Source organism: Streptomyces sp. NBC_01198 (assembly GCF_036010485.1).
GTDB lineage: Bacteria > Actinomycetota > Actinomycetes > Streptomycetales > Streptomycetaceae > Actinacidiphila.
This window is the reverse complement of the sequence record NZ_CP108568.1, coordinates 2,150,805-2,175,061: the sequence shown is the minus strand read 5'-3', so window position 1 is coordinate 2,175,061 and position 24,257 is coordinate 2,150,805. Positions and strand designations below refer to the sequence as shown.

At 73.3% G+C, this 24,257-nt stretch carries 18 protein-coding genes; 12 read left to right on the top strand and 6 right to left on the bottom strand.

Features of this window, described 5'->3' with window-relative positions; genetic code table 11:
- The first annotated feature begins 104 nt into the window (after positions 1–104).
- From OG702_RS09645 to OG702_RS09625, 5 genes are all read left to right on the top strand, one after another.
- Positions 105–398 (top strand): DUF503 domain-containing protein, encoded by a 294-nt coding sequence (locus OG702_RS09645; RefSeq protein ID WP_327288435.1) that lies wholly within the window; start codon positions 105–107, stop codon positions 396–398.
- 51 nt (positions 399–449) lie between these two features.
- Positions 450–950: a 30S ribosome-binding factor RbfA gene (gene rbfA / locus OG702_RS09640; protein WP_327288434.1), complete on the top strand. Its 501-nt coding sequence runs from the start codon at positions 450–452 to the stop codon at positions 948–950.
- Entirely contained in the window at positions 947–1,840 is an 894-nt protein-coding gene (truB, locus tag OG702_RS09635) for a tRNA pseudouridine(55) synthase TruB (protein ID WP_327288433.1), read from the top strand. The genes rbfA and truB overlap by 4 nt, the downstream gene beginning before the upstream one ends.
- Before the next feature lie 253 nt (positions 1,841–2,093).
- Positions 2,094–5,843, top strand: a complete 3,750-nt coding sequence (locus OG702_RS09630) for a trypsin-like peptidase domain-containing protein (protein ID WP_327288432.1) — start codon at positions 2,094–2,096, stop codon at positions 5,841–5,843.
- 248 nt (positions 5,844–6,091) lie between these two features.
- Positions 6,092–7,060 (top strand): bifunctional riboflavin kinase/FAD synthetase, encoded by a 969-nt coding sequence (locus tag OG702_RS09625; RefSeq protein WP_327288431.1) that lies wholly within the window; start codon positions 6,092–6,094, stop codon positions 7,058–7,060.
- A 130-nt stretch (positions 7,061–7,190) separates the two neighbouring features.
- On the opposite strand, the gene OG702_RS09620 is transcribed toward OG702_RS09625, so the two are convergent.
- The 5 genes from OG702_RS09620 to eccE form a co-directional block, all read right to left on the bottom strand.
- A complete protein-coding gene (locus tag OG702_RS09620) occupies positions 7,191–7,859 on the bottom strand; it encodes a response regulator transcription factor (protein ID WP_327293160.1) in 669 nt (222 codons plus the stop codon).
- Between the two features lie 89 nt (positions 7,860–7,948).
- Positions 7,949–9,466, bottom strand: a complete 1,518-nt coding sequence (locus tag OG702_RS09615) for a sensor histidine kinase (protein ID WP_327288430.1) — start codon at positions 9,464–9,466, stop codon at positions 7,949–7,951.
- Between the two features lie 236 nt (positions 9,467–9,702).
- Positions 9,703–12,792, bottom strand: coding sequence for an SCO5717 family growth-regulating ATPase (locus OG702_RS09610; protein WP_327288429.1), 3,090 nt, complete (start codon positions 12,790–12,792; stop codon positions 9,703–9,705).
- A gap of 582 nt (positions 12,793–13,374) precedes the next feature.
- Positions 13,375–14,157, bottom strand: a complete 783-nt coding sequence (locus OG702_RS09605; RefSeq protein WP_327288428.1) for a hypothetical protein — start codon at positions 14,155–14,157, stop codon at positions 13,375–13,377.
- Positions 14,157–15,458, bottom strand: a complete 1,302-nt coding sequence (eccE, locus tag OG702_RS09600) for a type VII secretion protein EccE (RefSeq protein WP_327288427.1) — start codon at positions 15,456–15,458, stop codon at positions 14,157–14,159. The genes OG702_RS09605 and eccE overlap by 1 nt, the downstream gene beginning before the upstream one ends.
- A 167-nt stretch (positions 15,459–15,625) precedes the next feature.
- Here eccE and eccB point away from each other — a divergent pair, with 167 nt between their 5' ends.
- The 7 genes from eccB (at position 15,626) to mycP (OG702_RS09565) (ending at position 22,845) form a co-directional block, all read left to right on the top strand.
- Complete coding sequence (eccB, locus tag OG702_RS09595) at positions 15,626–17,128, top strand: type VII secretion protein EccB (protein ID WP_327288426.1); 1,503 nt, start codon at positions 15,626–15,628, stop codon at positions 17,126–17,128.
- Between the two features lie 84 nt (positions 17,129–17,212).
- The gene (locus OG702_RS09590; protein ID WP_327288425.1) at positions 17,213–17,683 is read left to right on the top strand and encodes a hypothetical protein; all 471 of its coding nucleotides are present in this window, start codon (positions 17,213–17,215) and stop codon (positions 17,681–17,683) included.
- 43 nt (positions 17,684–17,726) lie between these two features.
- Entirely contained in the window at positions 17,727–19,253 is a 1,527-nt protein-coding gene (locus OG702_RS09585) for a WXG100 family type VII secretion target (protein ID WP_327288424.1), read from the top strand.
- A gap of 43 nt (positions 19,254–19,296) precedes the next feature.
- Entirely contained in the window at positions 19,297–20,679 is a 1,383-nt protein-coding gene (mycP, locus tag OG702_RS09580; protein WP_327288423.1) for a type VII secretion-associated serine protease mycosin, read from the top strand.
- 119 nt (positions 20,680–20,798) lie between these two features.
- The gene (locus OG702_RS09575) at positions 20,799–21,137 is read left to right on the top strand and encodes a WXG100 family type VII secretion target (RefSeq protein WP_327288422.1); all 339 of its coding nucleotides are present in this window, start codon (positions 20,799–20,801) and stop codon (positions 21,135–21,137) included.
- 57 nt (positions 21,138–21,194) lie between these two features.
- Entirely contained in the window at positions 21,195–21,491 is a 297-nt protein-coding gene (locus tag OG702_RS09570; protein WP_327288421.1) for a WXG100 family type VII secretion target, read from the top strand.
- Between the two features lie 109 nt (positions 21,492–21,600).
- Positions 21,601–22,845 carry a type VII secretion-associated serine protease mycosin gene (mycP, locus tag OG702_RS09565; RefSeq protein WP_327288420.1) on the top strand — a complete coding sequence of 415 codons (1,245 nt, stop codon included), beginning with the start codon at positions 21,601–21,603 and terminating at the stop codon, positions 22,843–22,845.
- 73 nt (positions 22,846–22,918) lie between these two features.
- Here the strand turns inward: mycP (OG702_RS09565) and OG702_RS09560 are convergent, their stop codons facing one another.
- A complete protein-coding gene (locus OG702_RS09560; RefSeq protein ID WP_327288419.1) occupies positions 22,919–24,253 on the bottom strand; it encodes a YrhB domain-containing protein in 1,335 nt (444 codons plus the stop codon).
- Positions 24,254–24,257 lie beyond the last annotated feature (4 nt).

The following is a 24,257-nucleotide window of genomic DNA, read 5'->3' as shown; positions in this document are numbered from 1 at the left end:
GCCCTGTGGCGTGCGGTACGGCCGGGCGCAGGTTCCGGGCCGGGGTCGGCCGGCGGGGAAAATCCCGTCGATCGGCCCCGGCCGTCGCCTGTACCGTCGTACCCATGTATGCAGGCACGTTGTGCTTCGACCTGCTCCTGGGTGACGTACGGTCCCTGAAGGAGAAGCGGTCCGTGGTCCGTCCGATCGTCGCCGAGCTGCACCGGAAGTTCGGGGTGAGCGTGGCGGAGACCGGGGAACAGGACCTCTATCGCAGGGCGGAGATCGCAATCGCGGTGGTGTCGGGAGAGCTCGGGCACCTCAAGGACGTACTCGACCGGTGCGAACGCTGGATGATCGCCCGTCCCGAAGTGGAACTGCTGTCCGCACGGCAGCGCATCCACGGCGACGACGACTGAGACGAACGACCCCGGACACAGAACGACCAAGGACACAGAGAGAAGAAGACGATGACCGACACCGCGCGGGCGCGCAAGCTGGCCGACCGCATCCGGGTCGTGGTCGCGGAGACCCTGCAGCGGCGGATCAAGGACCCGCGGCTGGGGTATGTGACGATCACCGACACCCGGGTGACCGGCGATCTGCGGGAGGCGACGGTCTTCTACACGGTCTACGGCGACGACGAGGAGCGGGCGGCCTCCGCCGCCGCGCTGGAGAGCGCCAAGGGCGTGCTCCGCTCCGAGGTCGGCCGGCAGACCGGGGTGCGCTTCACCCCCAGCCTGGCCTTCGTGGCGGACGCCCTGCCGGACAACGCGAAGACGATAGACGATCTGCTGGCCAAGGCCCGCGCCGCCGACGAGGAGGTCCGCAAGGCCGCCACGGACGCGCAGTACGCCGGGGACGCCGACCCGTACCGCAAGCCGGCCGACGAGGACGAGGACCTCGACGGCGACGACGGCCCGGAGCCCGACGGCGGCTCCCGCCCCGAGGGCGGTACGTCGCCGGCATGACCCGCACCGCTTCCTCCTCCGGGCTGGTCGTCGTCGACAAGCCCGGAGGTCTCACCTCGCACGGCGTCGTCTCCCGCATGCGCCGGCTGGCGGGCACCCGGCGGGTCGGCCACGCCGGCACGCTCGACCCGATGGCGACCGGCGTCCTGATCATCGGCGTGGAGAAGGCCACCAGGCTGCTCGGTCATCTCGCGCTCACCGAGAAGGAGTACGCCGCCACCATCCGGCTCGGCCAGACCACCGTCACTGACGACGCCGAGGGCGACGTCACCGCGTCGGCGCCGCCCGCCGCGGTCGCCGCGGTCACCAGGGAGGCCGTCGACGCCGGGATCGCGTCGCTGACCGGGCCGATCCAGCAGGTGCCCTCGAAGGTCAGCGCGATCAAGGTCAACGGCGTGCGGTCCTACACCCGGGTGCGGGAGGGCGAGGACTTCGAGCTCCCCGCGCGCCCGGTGACGGTCTCGTCCTTCACCGTCCAGGACGTCCGTCCGGCCGACGGCGCCCTCGACCTCGACGTCACCGTGGTCTGCTCCTCAGGTACGTACATCCGGGCACTGGCCCGCGACCTCGGCGCCGGCCTCGGCGTCGGCGGCCACCTCACGGCACTGCGCCGCACCCGGGTCGGCCCCTACGACCTGGCGGGGGCGCGCACCCTGGAACAACTCGACGGCGACTTCGGCGTCCTCCCCATCGAGGACGCCGCCGCGGCGGCCTTCCCCCGCTGGGACGTCGACGCGGAGCAGGCCGAACTCCTCGGCCACGGGGTGCGCATCCGCACCCCGGAGCTCGCCCCGGTCCCGCACGCCGTCTTCGGCCCAGACGGCCGCCTGCTGGCCCTGATCGAGCCCACCGCGGGCCAGGCCCGCATCGTCGCCGGCTTCCCTTCCTGACCTGCCCCTGCCAGGGGTGCCACTTGCGGTGGTCTTTCGCCCGCCCCCCGCCGGGGGAGGGCAGCGAGGCCACCGCAAGTGGCACCCCCAAAAAAGGCGCGCGCTAGCGATGTTCACCCGGGTGGCGGGGCGCTCGGCGTGAAGGCCGGGCGCGGAAGGGGCGCCTTCCGACCTCACCCGCCCCAAAAGACGCATGCGCACACTACCGTCGAAGCGGGACGAATTGGGCGCGGCAACGGGAGGGGGTGCCCGGATGGCGTCGGCGACACGGGGCGCGGCGGGGAACGGACCGGACGACGTACTCGTCCGGGTGTGCGACCTCGCAGGCCGCCCCCGCGGCACCGGCTTCCTCGCCGACGCCGACGGCACGATGGTGACCAGCCACGAGGCCGTCGACGGCCTCGCCCGCCTCGTCCTGCACGCCCCCGGGGGGCAGTTGTGCCTGGTCGAGGCCGCCGCCATCACCCCGCTCCCCGAGCAGGGCCTGGCCCTGGTGGCCACCGAGGGGCTGGCCGTTCCGCCGCTCCCGGTGGCGCCCGGCGGCCCCGCGCACCCCGACCGGCGGATACGGGTGCGGCTGCCGCAGCGTACCGAGGGCTCGGTGCTGGGCACCGCCACGGTGACGTACACCGCGACCGACCGCTTTCACCTGCTGGAGGACGTCTACGAACTCGCCCTGGACGGCACCGACCTGAGCCGCGTCCCGCCACAGGCGTCCGGCGCGCCGGTGATCGACGCGCTGACCGGCGCGGTGCTCGGCGTCGTCGCGACGGCCCTGCACGCCGGGCACCGGGCGGCCGGCTTCGCGCTGCCGCTGCGCCCGGCCGGGGCCCCGCGCCCGCTCGCCGACCTGCTGGCGCGCAACGCCGCGACCGTGCCCGGCTTCGGCCCGCACCTGAACCTCGCGGGCGCGCTCCAGCTCGCCGCGACCTCCGTCGGCACCGCGTCCGGCCCCGCCGAATGGCGCGAGCCGGTCACCCGGCCTGAGGTGGCCGACGCCCTACGGGGCTTCCTCGCCGCGCGCGACGAGCGCGCCCCGCTGATCCTCGGCCTGGTCGGCGAGCCGGGCACCGGGCGCAGCACCGAGCTGGCCCGGCTCGCCGCCCGCCGTTCCCGCGGCGCGCTGCCCGCGCCCACCGTGTGGCTGCGCGGCGCGGAGCTGCGCCCCGCCGACGGCGGCATCAAGGACGCGGTGGAGCGCTCGCTGCGCACCGCGGCCCGTATCGTCGGCGCCGCCACCACCGCCGAGCCGCTCTACGCCTCGCCCGACGCCATCGCCGGCCTCGCGCGGGCCGCCGGGCGCCCGCTGCTGATCGTGCTCGACGCCCCCGAGGAGATGCCCCCGGTCCTCGCCCACGCCCTTCCGGACTGGACCGCGGGCACCGCGAGCTGGCTGCGCGCGGGTGCGGCCCGGCTGGTCGTCGCCTGCCGGCCGGAGTTCTGGGACCAGGCGGGACGGTTGCTGCCCGCCGCGCTGCTGCACGGACCGGCGGCCGGACCGCACGGGGACGGTGGGCAGCAGATGCCGCCGTGCGTGCGCCTCGGCGACCTGGACGCGGCGCAGGCCGCGGCGGCACGGGAGCGGTACGGCGTGCCCGAAGGCGCGCTCGGCAGTACCGACGAGGCGCATCCGCTGGCACTGCGGCTGCTCTCGGAGGTGCGCGCGGCCGTACCGGGGGGCGTGGACGGGACTCCGTCACGGGTGGAGGTCTTCGCCGCGCATCTGGACCTGGTGTGCCTGCGGATCGCCGTGCGGCTGGCAGCAGCCGCAGAACCGCCGGTGCGCGGCACCGGGGTGCGACGGCTGGCGGCCCGGGTCACCGGCCAGGTGCACGAGGCGGCCCGCCGCTGCCTCGGTCCTGGCCAGGGCGAGCTGGACCGGGAGGCCTTCGAGGAGCTCTTCCCGTGGCGTACGGGCTGGGCGTCCGCGGTACTGACCGAAGGCCTGCTCGTCCCCGCGGGCGCGGGCTACCGCTTCGCCCACGAGGAGGCCGCCGACTGGTTGCAGGCCATGCACCTGGACCTCGGGGCGGCGCTGCACGCGCTGGTCCACCGCTGGTTCGCCGTACCGGCCGCGGGCTCGGCCGACGCGCCCGTACGGCTGCCGTCCCGCCCTGCCGCGCGCGCCGGGCAGCCGCCCCCCGTACCCGAGGCGCCGCCGGTCGCCCCGGCGGGGCCGCGTTCGCTGCCGGTGCCCCGGCACCGCGCGGGTCCCGTCGTCCAGGCGCTGCTGCTGGCGCGGCCCGACGTCCTGGCGCGGCACCTGGCGGAGCTGGCCCAGGCGCTGGACCACAGGACGCCGCCGCCCACCCGCTGCACTCCGCGCAAGGCGCCCGCACCGCCGCCGCCCCCGGCGGACCTGGACGCCGACACGGTGCCCAACCCCCGCACGCGCAGGGCCGCCCGCCCCGACGCCGCACCCGGTGCGATGCGGCAGCACGAGCCGGACGACGGCGGCTGGCCGCGCGGTGTGTCGGTGGCCGGGCGCCCCGCCCTGCCGGGACCGGCCGAGCGGCGCGGCGACGCGCTGTGGTGGGCGGCGCACCTGCTGCGCGAGGTCTTGCTGCGGCTGCCGGACGCGACGGTCTGCCGCGAGGTGCTGCGCGACCTCGCCGAGAGGACCGCCGTGCGGGCGGTGGAGCGCGGCGGCTTCACCCCGGAGGGGATGGCCGGCCTCGGCGACTTCGGGCCGTGGTTCTGGCGCCGGGTGCGCCTGCCGGTCACCGAGCGGCTCGACTTGCTCCGGCTGCTGCTGCCCGCCGACGGGCCGCCCGGCTTGCCGGACCGCGCCGACCGCTTCCTGGCCGCCGTCGCCGACTTGCTGTGCGACTCCCCGGCCGAGGTGCTGCCCGCCATCTGCGGGTGGTTCGACGACGACCGGCCGCTCCAGGCCCCGCCGGGTCTGGACGGGCCACGGCTGACCGTCGCATCGGCCGCGCAGGCTCTCTTGCACACCCACCGCGGGCTCGCCCTGGACGACCTGACGGAGGCTCTGGTCGCCGCGGCGCACCCGGGCGCCGACGAACTGCTCGCAGCACTCGTGGAGGACGAGCCGTCAGCCCTCTGCCGGGCCGTCGACCGCTGGGCGCACGACCCGCGCCCCGGCCGGCATGTGGCGGCCGCCGCCTACGGCCCGCGCGCCGCGCTGGCCGCCCGCTCCGACGCCGACCGCGAACTGCTCCGTTACGCCGCCCTCGCCATCCTCGCCCGCCCCGGCGACTGCTCGCTGCACGGCGCCGCCCTGGGCATGCTCGTCCGCGACCCCGCCACCCGGGCCCGCCATCTGCCCGCCGCGCTCGACCGGTTCGCCGCGGGCGACCCACGGCTGCTGGCCGGCGCGCTCGGCGCAGCGCTGGCCACGCACCCCGAGCCGGTGCTCGCCGCCTTCCAGGCCCGGCTGCGGTCCGCGGAGCCCGGCGAGGACGACGCCGACCTGCTCGCGGAGATGGCCGCCGTCACCGCTCCGGCGCTCGCCCGCAGGACCGCGGCACTGGTCCAGGACCACCTGCGGCACCGCCCGGCGGGCGCGGCGGCCGTCGCCCGCTTCCTCGACCTGCGGCTCGAACAGGGCCCCGGGGTGCGGGCGGTCGTCCTGCCGCTGACCACCGCGCTGCTGCGCGACCACCCGCCGGCCGTCCGCAGCGCCCTGCTTGCGGTGCTCGCCGCCCCCGGGAGCCACCTGTCCCGGCCGCTGCGCCAGGAACTGCTGGACGCGGCCCTGGAGAGCGAACGCGACCCCGACGTCCTGGACGCCCTGCTGACCGCCGCGGCCGACGGGGCCGGCCGCCGCCCGCCGCCGCTGACCCACGAGCTGGTCCGCCGCCTCGCCCTGCTCCTCGGCCGCACCCCCGAGGGCGCTGCCCGCTTCGACCGCCGCATCGTCGAACTCGCCGCCGCCACACCTGACTTCGCCGGCCTCCTGCTCAGCTGGCTCACCGACACCGCGACCTGGGATCCGCTGCTCGGCCCCAGCGCCCGCCACCGCCTCTGCCGCCAGGTCTGAGCCGGTGCCCGCGAGCCTTGCCGTCCCCGGCTCGAAGGGGAGACCCGTTCCGCACCGGACGCGCGGGCGGGGCCCGGCCAAGGGGCCCGCTCCTCCTGGGCGGCCGGGGAGGCGGCCAGACGGGGTGCGGGCGCCGCGACGGGCCCGGGCCGATCAGCCCGGGGGCGCGCCCCCGGCCACGGGCATGGCAGTCTTGGCTCTGCAGAAAAGCGAATGTCAGAGATTCGGCGAGGAAGCGGAGCGTCAAGGTGCAGCGCTGGCGGGGCTTGGATGACGTTCCCGGTGACTGGGGACGCTGCGTCGTCACCATCGGCTCCTACGACGGCGTCCACCGGGGTCACCAGCTGATCATGGGCCGGGCGGTGGAGCGGGCACGCGAGCTGGGGCTGCCGTCGGTGGTGGTCACCTTCGACCCGCACCCCAGCGAGGTGGTCAGGCCGGGCAGTCACCCGCCGCTGCTGTCCGCCCACCACCACCGGGCGGAGCTGGTCGCCGCACTCGGCGTGGACGCGCTGCTGATCATCCCCTTCACCAGCGAATTCTCGAAGCTCTCGCCGAGCGAGTTCGTCCGCACGATCCTGGTGGACGGCCTGCACGCCAGGCTGGTGGTGGAGGGCCCGAACTTCCGCTTCGGCCACAAGGCGGCCGGTGACGTCGACTTCCTGTCCGCGCTCGGGCTGAAGTACGACTACGAACTGGAGGTCGTGGACCTCTTCATGAGCGGCGCGGCGGGCGGCGGCGAGCCGTTCTCCTCCAGCCTGACCCGGCGGCTGATCGGTGCGGGCGACATGGAAGGCGCCGCGGAGGTGCTGGGGCGGCCGCACCGGGTCGAGGGCGTCGTCGTCCGCGGTGCGCAGCGCGGGCGCGACCTGGGCTACCCCACGGCCAACGTCGAGACGCTGCCGCACACCGCGATCCCCGCGGACGGCGTCTACGCCGGATGGCTGCACGTCGGCGACGAGGCCATGCCCGCGGCGATCTCGGTCGGCACCAACCCGACCTTCGACGGCACCGCGAGGACCGTCGAGGCCTACGCCATCGACCGGGTCGACCTGGACCTCTACGGCCTGCACGTGGCCGTGGACTTCCTGACCTTCCTGCGCGGGATGGAGAAGTTCGACACCGTCGAGGCGCTGCTGGAGCGGATGGCCGACGACGTGAAGCGGGCCAGGGACCTGATCGGGGCCGCCAAGCAGCCGACCCGCTCCGACGGTTAGAGCGGTCAGGCCGCCACGGGCTGCAGCTCGGTGTGCTCCGGCGGACCCCGCCGGGCGCCGGCAGCCAGGCCGGGGCCGACCGCGTCCTCGACCTCACGGTGGAGGGCCTCCGCACCCGGCCGCAGGACCCTCAGCCCGGGCGGACCAGCCGGGTCTCGTAGGCGAAGACCACCGCCTGCACGCGGTCGCGCAGCTCCAGCTTGACCAGCACCCGGCTGAAGTGCGTCTTCACCGTCGCCTCCGCCAGATGCAGCGACGCCGCGATCTCCGCGTTGGACAACCCGCGGCCCACCTCCACCAGCACCTCGCGCTCCCTGGCCGTCAACCGCGACAGCCGCGCGTCCGCCCCCGTCCCCTCGGCGCCGCCAGGGGCAGGCAGGTGGTGCGCGAAACTCTCCAGCAGCCGCCGGGTGATCCGCGGGGCCACCACCGCATCCCCCGCTGCCACCGAGCGGATCGCCGCCAGCAACTCCCCGGGCAGCGCGTTCTTCAGCAAAAACCCCGACGCACCGGCCCGCAGGCCCGCGAAGGCGTACTCGTCCAGATCGAACGTCGTCAGGATCAGCACTCTCGACCGCGGGCAGCTCTCGATGATTCTGGCCGTCGCCTCGATGCCGTCCGTGCCGGGCATCCTGACGTCCATCAGCACCACGTCGGGCTGCAACTCCCGTGTGAGCCGCACCGCCTGCGCGCCGTCCCCGGCCTCACCCACCGCCTGCATGTCCGCCTGGGCGTCCAGCACCATCGTGAAAGCCATCCGCAGCAGCGGCTCGTCATCCACCAACAGCACCCGGATCACCGGCGCCGCCACCTCCTCGCCGGGCGCCGCCCGTCCAGGCGCGGACCCTTCCGCGGGCCGGGCGGCCGCGGGCGGTGCGGATTCCGCGGTCACAACGCCTCCGGAGTAGTCAGAGTGAGAACGGCGGCCACCTGCCACCCGCCGCCGGGCAGCGGCCCCGCCGTCAGCCGGCCACCGTAGGCCGCTGCACGCTCCCGCATCCCGGGCAGCCCGTGCCCCGCGGACCCCGCGGGATCGGGCGGCGGTGACCCCGCGCCGTCGTCGGTCACCGTGACCGTCACCGCCTCCGGCGCGCAGCCGACCCGCACATCGGCACTGGTCCCGGCCGGCGCGTGTTTGAGGGAGTTGGTCAACGCCTCCTGGACCAGCCGGTAGACGGTCAGCTGGGCCGCGATCGGCACGGCCGCCGGATCGCCCGCGACCCGCAGCCGGGTCGGCAGCCCTGCCGCCCGCACCTGCTCGACCAGCGGAGGCAGCTGGCCGATACCCGGCATCGGATGCCGCAACGCGTCCGGTTCGTCCGCCCGCAGCAGCCCGAGGAAGCGCCGCATGTCCGTGATGGCCTGCCGCCCGGTCGCCGACACCTGCTCCATCGCGACGGCCGCCCGATCCGGATCCCGCCGCCCGGCGAAGACCGCACCGTCCGCGAGCGCCACCATCACCGACAGGTTGTGCGTCACGATGTCGTGCATCTCCCGGGCGATCCTGGCCCGTTCCCCGGCGACCGCGAGTCGCGCCTGCTGGTCCCGCTCCCGCTCCAGCCGCACCGCCCGGTCCTCCAGCGCCGCCAACCGGTCGCGCCTGCTGCGCATGTTGAGCCCGAGCACCATGGCCGCGGTCGCCATCGCCGACAGCGACACGAACGTCCCCGTGCCCCGGTCGTGCACCGACCACCGCAGCGTCGCCAGCAGGATGCCGCCTTCGACTATGGCGAACGCCAGCAGTGCACGGCGCCTGCTGCTGTAGGCGGCCACCGCACACAGCGCGATCAGCAGCGCGGCATCGCTCGGGGTCCGCAGATCGATGGACCACTGCACCAGGGCCGCACCCGCGAGGGTGCAGAACACCGCCGTCGGTGCGCGCCGCCGCCAGATCAACGGCAGCACCAGCGCCGCGTGCACCGCCATAAGCCGTGGATCATCCTGGAGGGGCCGGCGCATCAGGGCCGTGGTCGCCAGGAACAGCCCCACCGCGAAGACCGCGTCCACCGCGGGCGGCGACAGCCGCACCCACCGTGCGACCCGGGCATATCCCGTCCGGGCCACCCGCTCGGCCCACACCTCCAGCCGTGCTGCCTGCCCCGGCGCGGCTTCCACTGTCTGGGACCCGCTGCCGCGCAACGGCCGCTGGACCGCGGGTAGGTCGGCGGAGACCCCGGTGGGCGGTGCCGGACCCTCCGCCGCTGCGACGGGCGGCCCGCCCGAGGACCACACGGCATAGGTGATGCCGTCACCGTCCCGCGTCCTGCCGCCCGAGCTGCCGCGCGGCCGGCGTCGCCGCCGCCACCGCGGCGCAGCGGTCACCGCGTCCGGCGGGGCGGGGAAACTCAGCTCGGTCACGGCGGCACGCCTGTCGCGCCGTTCGGTCGGGGCGTGGGTCTCGATCATGGGAGGGACCTCTTGTCGTGTGTCGGAGCGGGTCGATCAGGATGTCTCCATCGTCCGCTTCGAACCCCGCGGCACGCGACGGCCCACAGGCGGATTCTGCATCGCCGCCGCTGCATCCCCGGGGGGACCCCGCATACGCCCGGTGGGGTAGTCGCCGCGCCGGGCCCCGTACACGCCACAGGCCGCCGCCGTGGAGACCCACGACGGCGGCCCGGTGACCGCTTCTGTTTCCGGCCCTACTGCTGTTGCTGCTGCGGCGGGGGCGGCGGGTAGCCGTAGCCCTCCTGCTCGGGCTGCTGCTGGGGCGGCGGCCAGCCCTGCTGCGGCTGGGGCGTCTGCGGCTGCGGCGACTGGGGCTGGAAGGGCTGCGGCGGCGGGGGCGCCTTCGGCTCGGCCTGCTGATACGGCTGCGGAGCTGCCTGCGGCGGACCGCCGTACGGCGGAGGCGGGGTCTGCCCCGGCGGTATCGGCTGACCGTACGGCGGCTGACCGTACGGCGGCTGACCGTACGGCGGCTGGCCATGAGGCGGTTGGGCGTAGGGCGGCTGAGCGGGCCGGCCGGGCTGTACAGGCTGCCCCGGCTGACCGGGTTGCCCCGGCTGCTCCGTCCCCGGGTAGCCCGCCGGGGCGCCGCCGTACGGGCCGGGTGCCCCGTACGGAGCCGGCATGGGCGGCGCCAGGTGCGGCGGCTGGTTCTGGCCGTCCGCCGTCCAGAGCCCCTGCGCCTGCTGGGCGCGGATGAAGTCCTCGGCGACCATCGCGGAGAGGTTGAAGTACGCCTCCCGGGTCTTGGGCCGCATCATGTCGAGGTCCACCTCGGCGCCCGCCGCCAGATGCTCGTCGAACGGCACCACCTGCACACCGCGGCAGCGGGTCTGGAAGTGCGACACGATGTCCTCGACCTTGATCATCTTGCCGGTCTCGCGCACCCCGGAGATGACCGTGATGCTGCGCGCGACCAGATCGGCGTAACCGTGCGCCGACAGCCAGTCCAGCGTCGTACTGGCGCTGGAGGCACCGTCCACCGACGGCGTCGACACGATGATCAGCTGGTCGGCCAGATCCAGCACGCCCCGCATCGCGCTGTAGAGCAGACCCGTGCCCGAGTCGGTGAGGATGACCGGATACTGGCGGCCGAGCACGTCGATGGCCCGCCGGTAGTCCTCGTCGCTGAACGCCGTCGAGACCGCCGGGTCCACGTCGTTGGCGATGATCTCCAGGCCGGACGGCGCCTGCGAGGTGAAGCGGCGGATGTCCATGTAGCTGTTGAGATACGGGATCGCCTGGACCAGGTCGCGGATCGTCGCACCGGTCTCCCGGCGCACCCGGCGGCCGAGCGTACCGGCGTCCGGGTTCGCGTCGATCGCGAGGATCTTGTCCTGCCGCTCGCTCGCCAGCGTCGACCCCAGCGCGGTCGTGGTCGTCGTCTTGCCCACGCCGCCCTTGAGGCTGATCACCGCGATCCGGTAGCACGACAGCACAGGAGTGCGGATCAGCTCCAACTTCCGCTGCCGCTCCGCCTCCTCCTTCTTGCCGCCGATCTTGAACCGGCTCGGCTGCGCGTTCGCGCCGGGCTTCCGCGGCTTCGGCTGGTTGCGCAGCAGCCGGTCCGAGGACAGCTCCACGGCCGCCGTGTACCCCAGCGGCGCCCCACCCTGAGTGGTGCGCTGCCGCTGGTCGGGCGTCACCGTGGGCCAGCCCCCGGAGCGCGGGTCCACCGGACCCGGCTGCGCCGGCGGCGCGGCCGGGGCACTGCCCTGGCGCGGGTCGATCCCCTGGCCCTGCGGCTGCTGATGCTGAGGCTGGGCGTACGGCGCCGGAAGGTTCTGCGGCGGCTGCTGCTGCGGGAAGCCGTAACCGCCCTGCGCGGGCAGCGGCGGCAGCGGCCCCGCCGCCTCGGGCTCCGCCCCCACGGACTGCGGGTGCCCGGGCTGCGGAGGCGGCGGAAAACCGTAACCCCCTTGTGCGGGCAGCGGCCTGCTCTCCGCCGGCCGGGGTGGCTGCTGCGGCAGCCCGGTCGGGACGGCGCCGTACGCCTGCGGCGGCTGTGGTTGCTGCTGCTGCGGGAAGCCGTAGCCGCCCTGGGCGGCCCGCGGAGGCGCGGGCGGCGGCGGGAAGCCGTAACCCCCGTGCGGGTCGGGCTGGGCCGGAGTCACGGGCAGGTTGGGTGCGGGCGGCGGGAAGCCGTACCCGCCCTGCGGGGCGGGCTGGGCGGGCGTCTCAGGCGCCGGGAAGCCCGCAGCCGGGTACGGAGCGGGACCGGGGGGCGCGGGCGGCGGGTAGGCCGCGGGCTGACCCTGCGGCGGACCGGCCTGGCCGACCGGCGGCGGCGCGACCGGAGAGGGGAAGGACTGCGAGCTCTCCGGAGTCGGATACTGCGGTTCCGCACGCTCGAAGTGCGGCGGCAGCGGTGGCACCGCACTCTGCGGCGCCACCGGCGCCCAAGGCGCCGGCTCGGCAACGGGCGGCGCCGGCGGGGTCCACACGGGCGCGCTGTTCGCGGGCGGCGCGGCATCCGGCACGGGCGCCGGGGCCGGAACGGCGTCCGCCGGTCCGGCCGGGGCGACTTCCGCGGCCGCGTCCGCGGGCCTGGCGTCCTGCGGCTCCTCGGCCGACTCCGGTCGGGCCGGCCGCAGGTCCTCGCCGGCGACCTCCTCGACCTTCACGCCAGCCCGCTCCTCGATCTCCTGGCGCAGCGCCGCGGGCGAGAACCGTACGGTCTCGCGGGCCACCAGATCGCCCCGCGACTCCGCGTCGCTCTCGTCCGCCGACGCCGACTGCGGCTCGGGTGCGGGTTCGGGTGCGGAGTCCGGCACGATCGCCTGCTCGGGAACGGGAACGGGAACGGGAACGGGAACGGGAACGGGCTCGGGCGCGACGGGCGACACCGGAGTGCCGGACCATACGGGGCGCTCGGGTGCGGCGCTCGGCGCTTCCGGCTCCCCGGCCTCGGAGTCGGCCGACGCCGACCACGAAGCACCGCCCGCCAACGGGGTGATTCCTGCCGCGGGTTCCTGCGCCGTCCGCGGCGGCGGCATCTCCCGCACCGGCACGCGCGTCGTCACGTCCTCGGCCGCGGGCACACCCGGCTCCGGCGCGTCCGGCGCCTCGGGCTCCGCAGGGTCCGGCGTCTCGACGGGCTCGGGCTGCGGCTGCTGCGGCGGTTGCGGTGCCTGGGCGGCCGCGTCGCCGCTCCCGCTGCCGTTCTGCATGTACCAGGCCGGCGGGGTGAAGTCGAAGCGGTACTCGCCCGTCACGTCGCCTTCGGCCGGTTCCTCGACAGGGGCGGCCCCGCCCGCGCGGTTGTCGTCCCGATCGCTGTTCACTGTGCCTCCCGGTCTGCGTCGAGGAGCTACCTGTAGCCGGCTCCCCGCCCCGTGCGCCGCAGGGCAAGCGCCCTTCGCCACTGCCCTGCCGCTCTCGACGGACAGCCTAATCGCCGGGGCACGTCCGCCGTCAGGCCGTCCGCTCCCGCTTCCCTCATTCCCACACCGGCGCGTCCCGCTAACGGCTGTTGGGCGCCGCGTTCATCCCCCGGCACGATGTGGTTCGATCCCCGCACCCCTGTACCAGTGCGACTCACCCCACACTACGCGCGCAACGACGCCCCGGGTGAAAGCCGCAACCCCTCCACAATCAGCACCCTGTGCTGCGGGCGAGAACCACCGCCCCCAGCCATTACGCAGGCGAAGATCGCAACGCCCGGGCGGACGGCACCGGGTGAGGCGTGCGGGGAAGGCCGTCCCCCAGCCTTGACGCAGGCGATGGCCGCAACGCCGCAGCACATGGCACCCCTTGACGGGGCTCAACTCCGGCCACCGCAACAGCGGCGCCCCACCAGCCCGAGCGAGACCGGCGCCTCAAGCGCCGCACCGGCGGCGATGCGCGGGGCACTCCGCCGCCCGGGTTCAGTCGATGCGACGGGCCTCCCCCAGGAGGCCCACCTCCGCGTCGGTGGGCTGCAACAGGACGAACTGCCGGTGCTGCGGCGTCCCCCAGAGCATCACCCCGTCGCCGAGCGCGGGCAGCGCCGCGGCTTCCTCGCGGGTCAGCCGCAGCGCCTTGGCCAGGATCTCCGCCTCCTGCGGGGAGACCCGCTGGATGCCGACGAGTCCGGCCTCGCCCAGCAGCCTGGGCGCCTGCGGCCCGAGGAAGGGCAGCAGCGTCAGCACCGCCTGCCAGGGCGCCTTGGCCAGGCGGCTGCGCGGCGGATACGTACCGCAGTCCCGTACGACCAGCACCGGGCTGGACACCGTCGGGCCCTGCGACGGCAGTTCCTTCACGTCGTGGACGGTCATGCACTGCTGCCCGCCGCCCGCGGCCTGCGCGAGCGGCGTCCAGACCTGCGGGCGGGCCGACTCGACGGCGACCCGCGCGCCGGTGCCGACCGCGCGCAGCGCCAGCACCTGGGCGGTCCACACGCTGCCGATCACCACCACGTCCAGCTGTGCGGGACGGAACAGGCCGAGGACCGCGGGATTGCCGGCCTCGTCGATACCCGAGACCACCCCGTCGTCGCCCAGCGGCAGCGACATCGCGTCGAGTTGCGACGCCGCCAGCCCGTGCCGGTCGCGGCGCGGGCCGCGCAGCCCGAAGCCGGGCCTGGCCGTTCTGCGCTGCTGGGGGAAGCTCTGGTCGGGCTCGGGCCTGAAGCCCGGACGCGGACCCTGCTGCGTCGGCTGAGTCGTCATCAGTTGGTCCCTCCCAGCGGCAGCGTGGCCAGCACTCCGGGCAACTGCTCGCGGTCGAGGCGTACGAGGCCCACCTTGTGCCGCCGGGCGACCCGCTCCAACTCCCGGCGTGCCGTCGTCAGCTGGCGGTCGTCGCGGGCGGTTATCCGTACGTACGCGCTGAGCGCGGGCGTCTGGCCCGTGCCGCGGCTCAGCGTCAGGGCGAAACTCCCGGCCATCGCGGGCACCGCGGTGAGGGCGGTGACCGTACGGGCGGTGGGCAGCGCGCCGCCGCCCTGCGGCCAGCGCCCCACCCAGTACGTGGTGTGCCAGCGGTCGTCGCACCGCCAGGCGCGGCTGCGCTCCAGCGTCCTGCGCTGCCCCGTGCCGATCCGCCCGGCCAGCGCGGTCGCCAGCGGGTTGACGCCCGCCGAGGTGGCAAGCGCCGCGGTCAGCTCTTCTTCGTCCAGTACGGACGCCTCGAAACCGGCCCCCGCCAGCCTGCTTGCCAGGTGGTCAGCCGCCCGCAACACCGCCCGCTGGGCTCCGCCGAGGCCGCCGCCGCGGGCCAGCACGGCCTCCGGGCACAGCTCGGGGTCCAGCTTGAGCGCCACCCAGGTCACGCGGATCGCCGGCGTCCCGTACTGCGCCTGCAACGGTCCGTAGGACACCGCCGCGACCGCCTGCGGAGGAAGGTGCGGCGCCGGTGCGGGCTGGACGTGCTGCACGGCCTGGACCGACGCCAGCGTGATGTCGTCGACCTCCAGGGCGTCATAGAGGAGCCCCAGCGGCATCGGCCTTGCGGTACGCAGCGGTTCGTCCCGCGACTGCACCAGCAGCACCGCCGTCAGGAACGTACCGTCGCCCACCATTCCTACGCTGCGCTCCCGCCGCCGCCCGGAGAAGGTGTAGGTGCGCAGCGCGGGATCGCACTCGGTGATCGGCGCGAGAGCCGGGTCGATGAGCCCCGCCCCCGGGGCGGTTGCCGCGACGCCCGGCGTCCCCGCCTCCCGCGTCGCCTCCCTGGCCGCTTCACGCTGCCGGCGGCGCATCGCCATCACACTGCTCAGCCACTCAGGAAGCGGCCTGCCCCGCCGACGCAGTACCGCCGCGGCCACCAGCACGGCCGCCGCCACCGCGCAGGGCACCATCACCGCCCGCCCGGCCGCCGCACCGATCAGCACCAGCGCTGCGGCCACCTCGACCAGGGCCAGTTGGTGCAAGCGGAGCACACCGATCCGCCCGGGGCGCGAACTCAGGTGCAGCGCGGCCGGTGCCGGACCGTGCCTGCGATCACGCCGTGCTGTGCTTGCGGTGGTCATCCCCCTGCGCCCTCCGTCGTGCGGCGTCATAATGTCCGCTCACCGTACCGGTGTCGTAGGACATGCGGCGCACCCGGCATAGTAGGGGACCGACCCTGCCAACGCGACGGCACGGCGCCCGAGGGCAGCGGGTCCCAGTGGACGTCACCCGGGGGGAAAGCGGAACGATGGCCTCACGCAAGGAACAGCTCAACGCCTACACCTTCGCGCGCAAACGCGTGGTGGCGGCCTTTCTGCAGCCCAGCCCCGCCGGCTCCGACGAAGGGGCCCCCCGGCCGCTGCGCACCCTGATGCCCGGCATCGTCATCGGCGCCGTGCTGCTCGCGGGCTTCGGCGCCTGGGGACTGATCAGTCCCTCGGTGCCGCACGGCTGGGACGAACCCGGCAAGCACGTGATCGTCGCCGACGAATCCACCACGCGCTATGTCGTGCTGAACGACGTCGACACCCACAAGCCCGTGCTCCACCCGGTGTTGAACATGGCGTCGGCCCGGCTGCTGCTCGACCCCGGGGCCTACGACGTCATCAAGGTCAAGGAGTCCGTGCTCGACCACAGCGGACTCAAGCACGGCGCCACCATAGGGATCCCCTACGCGCCCGACCGGCTGCCCAGCGCCGCCGACGCGGCCAAGGCGAAGGTCTGGGCCGTCTGCGACCGGCCCGGCGGCGGCAGCAGCCACGCCGCGCAGCAGGCGGTGTTCGTGCTCGGCGGCGACGAGGCGGCCGTGATGAGCAGCCCGTCCGCGCTCCACGGCGACCAGGTGCTCTACGTGCAGGACCAGGACGGCGTGCAGTACCTCGTGGACGCCCACGGCACCAAGTTCGAGCTGGGCGGTCCGGACTCGAAGAACAGCAAGGCCGACAGGATTGGCCTGTTGCGGCGCACCATCTTCGGCGAGAGCCTGCAACCGCAGAACGTCTCCGACACCTGGCTCGCCTCGCTGCACGCCGGAACCCCCATCGTGTTTCCGGAGATCCCCGGCCACGGCGAGCAGCGGACGGTCGTCGGGGTGCCGAGCGGGAAGTCCACGGTCGGTACCGTCCTGCGGGCCGTCTCGGGAGCGGGCTACGAGTACTACGTCGTCACCCAGGACGGCGTCGCACCGATCAGCCGCTTCGCGTCGCTGCTGCTGCTCCAGGTCAACTCCCAGGACGCACCCGTGCAGACCAGCATCCCGGTCAGTCCTCAGCCGCGCTTCCTGCCGAGCGACTGGCCGCAGGGCGATCCCGCCCGCGTCAACACTTTGGGCGGGGATTCACCCCGTGATGTCTCCTGCAGCGTGCTGCACGGCGGTGCGACCGCGGCAGCCTCGCCCCAACTCACCCTGTGGGCGGGCAAGGACTACCCCGAGCAGATCGTCGAGGGCGCGAGCAGTGCCTACGTGACACCCGGCAGCGGCCTGCTCTACCAGCAGGTGAGCGGCACCGACATGACCGGTGGCTCCCTGTTCCTGGTCACCGACACCGGACTGCGGTACTCCGTCTCGATCAACAACGACAGCTCCGCGGCCAACAAGGCGTCCAATTCCAAGCAGGAGGCGAACCAGGCTGCCGTGCGACTCGGCTACCAGGACGTCAAGCCGACCGCGATCCCGTCCGTCTGGTCCGAACTTCTCCCGAAAGGGCCCGCGTTGGATACGGCAAGTGCTGCACAACCGCAAGGATCCTGACCGCACCACGGGCCAAGATACGGGTAAACTCGAATCAGGTGGTGTCTGTGGCCACCGGTGTCACGGGGGAGGGGCGACGTTCGAATGGAAGCACCAGAGGGTGGCAGCCTGCACGTTGCGCTGCAGGACCTGCGCACTTTCAAGTCCCGCGTGGACGGACTGCTCGAAGAACTCGACGGCTCGCAGGCCTCGCCGAAGCGGATCGGTGAGGAGCCGGTGAAGTCGGCACAGATCGGCACCGGGTTCGGCGAGGCCGAGGACCTGATGAAGGCGTACAGCTACGTCCACGGTCAGTTGGAGCAGCTGTCACTGACGCTGAACAACCAGATCGAGGCCATGAGCCTCTCGCTGCACATCGGACACTCGACGTTCCAGAACGTCGACCTCGGCACCCAGCGCAAACTCCTCGACCTGAACCACCAGATCGTGCAGGCCTACAACCCGGCCCTCGACCCGAACGCGCCGAAGCACGCCACCGCGGAGCCGCCCGCCAAGGCCTCCGCGCCGGACCACGGCAGCGACGGCTCGCAGGCAGGCAGCGGAGGCGTGGGATGACCAGCCGCACGGACAACAACGCAACGGAAGACGGGGGCAGAACATGACCGCGCAGTCAGGGAGCACTCCCGGCGGGTTGTTCGGCAACGTGGTGAAGACGATCGAGAAGGCGCTCGACTTCTCCCACACGGACTTCGAGTCGTTCTCGCACGAGGCGATGCTGGACATGGTCCAGCACACCGACCCCGAGGCACTCGCCGGCTTTGGTCACCGCCTCTCGGCGGCTGTGGCAAGCATCAACCAGGTCGGCAACGACCTCAACAACAACATCGCCTACGTCGACTGGGAAGGCGCGTCGGGCGCCGCCTTCAAGGAGTGGGGCAAGAACGTCGCCAAGTCCACGCTGGCGCTGGGCGACTACGCCGACTCCACCGGCAAGGCACTGACGGCTGCCGCCGACACGCTGCGCACGGTCAAGCGCGACATCCCGAAGGTCCCGGCCGGCGCGAAAGCCACGTACACGGCCCTCCACGCTGACCCCGCCGCCCGCCACGACCCGGACGGCCAGAAGGAGATCTCGCAGGCCCACACGCAACTGGAGACGGCCCGCATCCAGGCCGCGGACCAGATGCACAAGCTGGCGCAGTCGTACTCCTTCTCGGCGGCGATCATCAACAACGAGAAGCCGCCGACGTATCCGCCGATGCCGGCGACGTTTGTGCCGCCGCCAGACGCGCGAGCAATCGACCCATCGCACTACAGCTCTTCGACGGGTTCGGTATCGCCCTACAGTTCGAGCAGTAGCAGCAGCTCGTCGCACTCCGTGAAGCCCGCTGACCACAGCGGGTTGCAGAAGGTGTCGATCTCCGGCAGCGATGTGTCGCACGTGTCCACGACCGGGTCCCCGGTCGCAACAGCTCCGGACGACGGCGCGCCGCCGGTCACGCACATCCAGTCGGCCGGACCCCTGGCTCCGGTCGCGACGGCACCGCAGCCGAGCCCGCTGTCGCCGAATACCGGTGGTGGTCCCGGTCCCATCACCGGCGGCCCCAGCTTCGGGACCCCGTTGCAGCCGATCCCGAACGAGAACCAGCAGTTCGGCGGTCTCAACCCGAGGCTGCCGAACCGGGTAGGCGGCGTCGAGCCGATCAACACGGCCGGCGGATCGCGCGCTACCACCGGCCCGTTCAACCCACGGAACATCACGGGGTCGCCTGCTGAGGAGATCGGCGCCGCTCCGCCGATGCGGCGGAGTACGACCAACGGTATCTACGGTGGCCGTCCGTCGACCGAGGCCGAAATGCTCGGCGGCCGTACTCAGGGCCAAGTCCCCCGTGGCAGTGTCATCGGCGGCAGGGGCGCCGCTGCCCGGCTGCCCGGCGGTGGAATGGCGGAAGGCGGCAGCCCTGGCGTGGGTGGCCGCAGTGCCATGAACCGAGGCGGCGCCGGCAGGTTGGCGAGCGAGCCCGGCGGAGTGGTGGGTCGTACGCCTGCCAGTGAGTTCGCTCCCGGCGCGAGCCGCTCCTCCGACCGCAACCGACGGCGCGAAGGCCGCCGTCCGGATCACCTGATCGAAGAGGACGACTGGATCCCGACCCGCGATGATGTCGCACCGCCCGTTATCGACTGACTCGACGGCGATCCGACCAAGCCGCACCGCGAGGAGAAGAGCGATGAAACGCCGGGCCCGTACCTGGGTACAACGTGCCCTGGCTGTCATCGCCACGAGTGGCGCCCTGACGCTCAGCGTCGGGGCGCTGCCCGCGCAGGCGCAGACCGTGCGTGAAATGCAGTGGCATGTCGACGCCATGCGTTTGTCGGAAGCGTGGAAGATCAGCGAAGGTGCAGGCGTCACGGTTGCTGTGATCGACACAGGTGTCGATCGAACGATCCCCGATCTGAGGGGCCAGGTTCTCGACGGGAAGAGCTTTACCTATCCTGTGGATTCGCCCTATGACGACAAGATCGGTCACGGTACAGGCATGTCCAGCCTCATCGCCGGGACCGGGGCTGCTGACGGGGGAACTGGGGCAATTGGTGTGGCCCCGAAGGCAAAGATTCTGCCGATCAGAATCCTCAACGATCCCCGCGACACGAACGAGGCGGCGAGCGCGGAGTCGTTCACCCTGGAGTTGGACAAAGCGCTTCGTTATGCTGCCGATAGCCAGGCAAAGGTCATCAACATCTCCCAGGCTGTACCGGCTACATCTCTAAGGCCTGAGGATGTCGCAGGACTGCAGGACGCCGTGGACTATGCAAGGTCCAAGGGCAAGCTGATCATCGCCGGTTCGGGCAACTCCGGCGAACAAGGCAGCCCTGTTCAGTACCCCGCCGCCAGTCGTGGAGTTGTTGGTGCGGGTGCGCTGGACCGCAACGGAAAGGCACTGGCGCTGTCCAACAAGGGCCCCCAAGTAGACCTCTCCGCCGTTGGCGACAACATCTCGAAGGCCTGCCCGAGCGGGATCCGCCCCCACTGCGTCAACACAAGCAGTGGCACAAGCGACGCCTCCGCCCTCACCTCCGGCTCCGCCGCCCTCGTCTGGTCCGCGCACCCCACCTGGACCGCCAACCAGGTCCTGCGCGTGCTGCTCAACACCGCCTCGAAACCCACCGACGGGGCCGAGCGGAATGACTCGATCGGGTATGGCGCGGTGCGGCCCCGCGTGGCGCTTCAGACGCCCGGGGACCCCGGGCCCGCCGACGTCTACCCGTTGGCGGAGCACGAGGGGTGGGCGCAGACCGCGGAGCCGTCGGCGACGCCGACGTCCGGCGCCACCGGTACCGCGGCTCCCGCGCCCTCGGCCAAGTCGTCCGACTCCGCGATCGCGGACGGGGCGGACTCCGGTGGCGGGGGCGGTAGTTCGGCGCCATGGATCGCGGCCGGGGCCGCGGTGATCGTGCTGGCGGCGGCCGGGACGGCTCTGGCCGTACGCGGTCGGCGCCGCCGCGGTGCCGCCGCGGCCTTTGTGGCGCAACCGCTACAACCGCCACTGCCACCGCAGCAGCAGCCGCCGTATGGTGGATACCGGCCGCCTCCACCACCGCCTCCTTACTAGGAGCAACTGGGACCATTGTTCGCCCTGTTGGGATCAGCAGGTGTTGTGGCTAGAGTGAGCGGGTAACGTATTCGCCCGCGACGACGTACACGCGATTGCATGGGGGAGGGGCAGAAACCATGACTGCCGGAATGAAAGTCACCGCGGCCTCGCTGGCCAAGCTGGAAACCGACATCTACGACATGGTCGGCTCGATGGACCGCCAGGTGAAGGCGCTCCAGACGGTGATCGACAACCTCGAGGGCCACTGGCGGGGTATCGGTGCCAACGCCTTCAACTCGCAGCAGAGCCTGATCAACGAGGACCACCGTGTGCTGGCGATCCTGCTGAACAAGATCAAGGACGCCGTGCACGACACGAACATCACCTCGGGCTCGACCGATGAGGACGTCCTCCAGGACATGAAGAGCATCGACATCAACGGCAGCGCTGCGGGCAGCGGCATCGCCGGTCTCTGACCTGGTCTCCGACCATCACGCCACGAGCCGTATCACCTACTTCCATGGGGGGTAATCATGTCCGATCCCGGTGAACTCAAGGTCACATATTCCTCGCTCGACGAGGCCGCCGGTGCGATCAAGCAGCAGGCCGGTCAGCTGGAGACCGACCTCGACAACCTGCTGACCCGCGTCCGCGCGGTCGCCGCGTACTGGGAAGGCGACGCGCAGAACGCCTTCCACGCCGTCGCGAACGAGTGGGCGAACCGTACGCACCACATGCACGACGTGCTGGAGTCGATCGCGAGCAAGGTGCAGATCGCCAGCGGTCACTACAACGCGGCCGACAAGAAGGCCGCGTCGTACTTCGGCTGAAACAGACCGGCCGTGCGGCCGACCCGCGCCGGCCGCCCGTCGTGGCGGCCGACCTGCGGGTCGGCGGCGGGCCGGGGCACTTGGGGCGTAAGGGCCGAGGAGAGGCGTCGTGAGGGTTGCAGGGCCGCCGCACCGGCGTGCCGTGTCCGTGGCTGCCACCGCGGCCGTGCTGGCGTTGCTGCCGGGAGTGATCCTGGGCGGAGCGACACCCGCGGCCGCCTCGCCCGTCCGGCCTGACACGCCGCACGCCGTCGAGCCGCTCGACGGCGACGGGCAGTGCACCTTCCCCGCGCCGTCCGTGAAGCAGATCCCCTGGTCGTTGCAGCGCGTGCTGCAGAACCAGTTGTGGCAGAGCACCGAGGGTGAGCACGTCAAGGTCGCGGTGATCGACTCCGGAGTGGACGTCGAGAACCCCCAGCTGGCCGGGGCGGTGGACCGCGCGGACAGCGTCGACCTGATAGACCCCAAGGACAAGGGCCACGGCACCACCGACCCGGTAGGGCACGGGACGGAGGTGGCCGGCATCATCGCCGCCCGCCGGGCGGACTCCACCGGTTTCGTGGGACTGGCTCCCGCGGCGACGATCATCTCGATCCGGCAGGCGGGCGAGGACGGCACCGGTACGGTGCCCAACCTGGTGGCGGCGCTGGGGAAGGCCGTCAATGCAGGCGCCCGCGTCATCAACATCTCGCAGGACACCTCGCGCAGCACTCCCCAACTGCGCGACGCCGTGGCCAATGCGGTGGCCCACGACGTGGTGATCGTCGCCTCCGCGGGCAACGACGGTGCGGACGGCGTGGCCCGTACCACCTACCCCGGCGGCTACGACGGCGTGCTCGCGGTCGGTGCCTCGGACCGCAACAACGAGCGTGCGACGTTCTCCCAGTCGGGGGAATTCGTCGGCGTGGCGGCGCCGGGCGTGGACATGCTCTCCACCGTTCCCGGCGGCGGCCAGTGCGTGGACAACGGCACCAGTTTCGCCGCACCTTATGTGGCGGGTGTCGCGACGCTGATCCGCGCCAAGCATCCGCACTGGACCGCGCCGCAGGTCATCGCGCAGATCGAGCAGACCGCGCAGCGCACCTCGCTGGGCCACAACTCCCTGGTCGGCTGGGGCGTCGTCGACCCGGTCCGCGCGCTGACCGACGATCAGAAGCCGATCGACGCGCCGAAGCCCGACCCCGGCGTGCTCAAGGGCCAGGACCGAGTCGTGCCGGCGGCGCTGACGTTCGGGGATCCCGCGCGGCAGCGGCAGAAGCGCATCGCCGCCTACGTGGTGAGCGGTATGGCGGTGACCCTGCTGCTGATCGTCGGTACGTCAGTGGCGCTGCGGGACCGCAGGCGCCGCTCCTGAGCCGCGGGATCCACCCGAAGGTGCGGGATCCCGCGAACCCGGAACGGCGCCCGCACGCGGGCGCCTACGGCCCTCAGCGGTACTGAATCAGGTGCAGCGACCGTACGCCTTCGTACTCCAGCTCCGCCGGGGCGTCCCTGGCGGTGTCGATGAGGGCCAGGCCGGTCTCGGTCTGCGCGGCGACGCACAGCAGCCCGACCGACTCACGGCCGCGCCGGTCGTTCCTGCGCAGCCACACCACGGACCGCGAGCCCACCGGCATCTCCATCACCCCGGCCAGCAGGGTCTGCCAGTCGGTGAAGTGGGTGACGGACAGCACCGCGCCGAGCGGGCCCATCGTCGGTGCGAACCATGCCGCGGGTCCCGGCTCTGGCGGCAGTGGGAAGCCGTCGACGCCCGGTTGCGCGCCCTGGTCCCAGCGGTCGAACCAGGTCCACGGGTCGGAGTTCGGCAGCCCGAACGGCACCGAGCCGTCCTTCGGCACCACCAGCGCGGCGTCCAGCATCGCGTGCTGCGGGCTGCCGTCGGCCAGGAAGGCGCGGGTGTTGCACGCGAACAGCCAGCCGCGGCTGCTCTCGTCGGCGGGGGAGGGGTCCACGAGAACGACCTCACCGCCGTGCACCTTCTCCAGCCACGCCTCGGCCGCGCGCACCGCCGACGCCAGGTCCGCCGCTTCGCGCCCGGCCGGTACGGTGGCCGACCCGCCGGCCGCGCCCGCCTGTACGGGGGCCGCCGGTTCCGCCGCCGGCGGGATCCTGGCCAGCACGATCTCCCGTACGTTCTCGGTCTCCAGCCGGGCGAGCCGCCGCGCCTGCGGGTCGAGCAGCGCGACCTGGCCGTCCTTGTTGTGGGCGTAGAGCAGGTGGCCGGTCGCCTCGGCGCCGTGCAGTTCACGGCGTACCCAGACCACGCCCGCCGTGCCCGGGCCCGTTTCCTCGACCGCCGCGATCACCGTGTCCCAGTCCGGGCACGGGCCGACCTCGGCGGTGGGGAAGTACCGCAGCAGGAAGTCGTCCCACCAGGTGGGGCCCTCGTGTACGGACTGCCAGGGCAGCGCCGACGCGGGCGCCCCGCCGACCATGGCGTGCGCGGCGAGCACCGCACCCCTGGCGTTCGTCCTGCGGGCCTGCTCGGAGGGGATCCTGGGCTTCGGGTCGCGCTCGAAGTCCGCCAGGTCGCCCCACGGGTCGTCGGTGGCCGGGTGGAAGGGCGGCATGCCGTTCTTCGGCACGCACACCAGCGACGTGAGCAGCGGCGCGGCCGCCCGGGAGGCGCCGGCCACCGCGCGGGGCGCCACGGTGAAGACCCAGGTCTGCGGGGTCTCGGCGACGGGGGCGCGCTGGACGTCCACCGGTACGTCGTAGCCGGACCGCACCCAGTCGTGCGCGAGCTGATACGGGTCGGTCATGCCC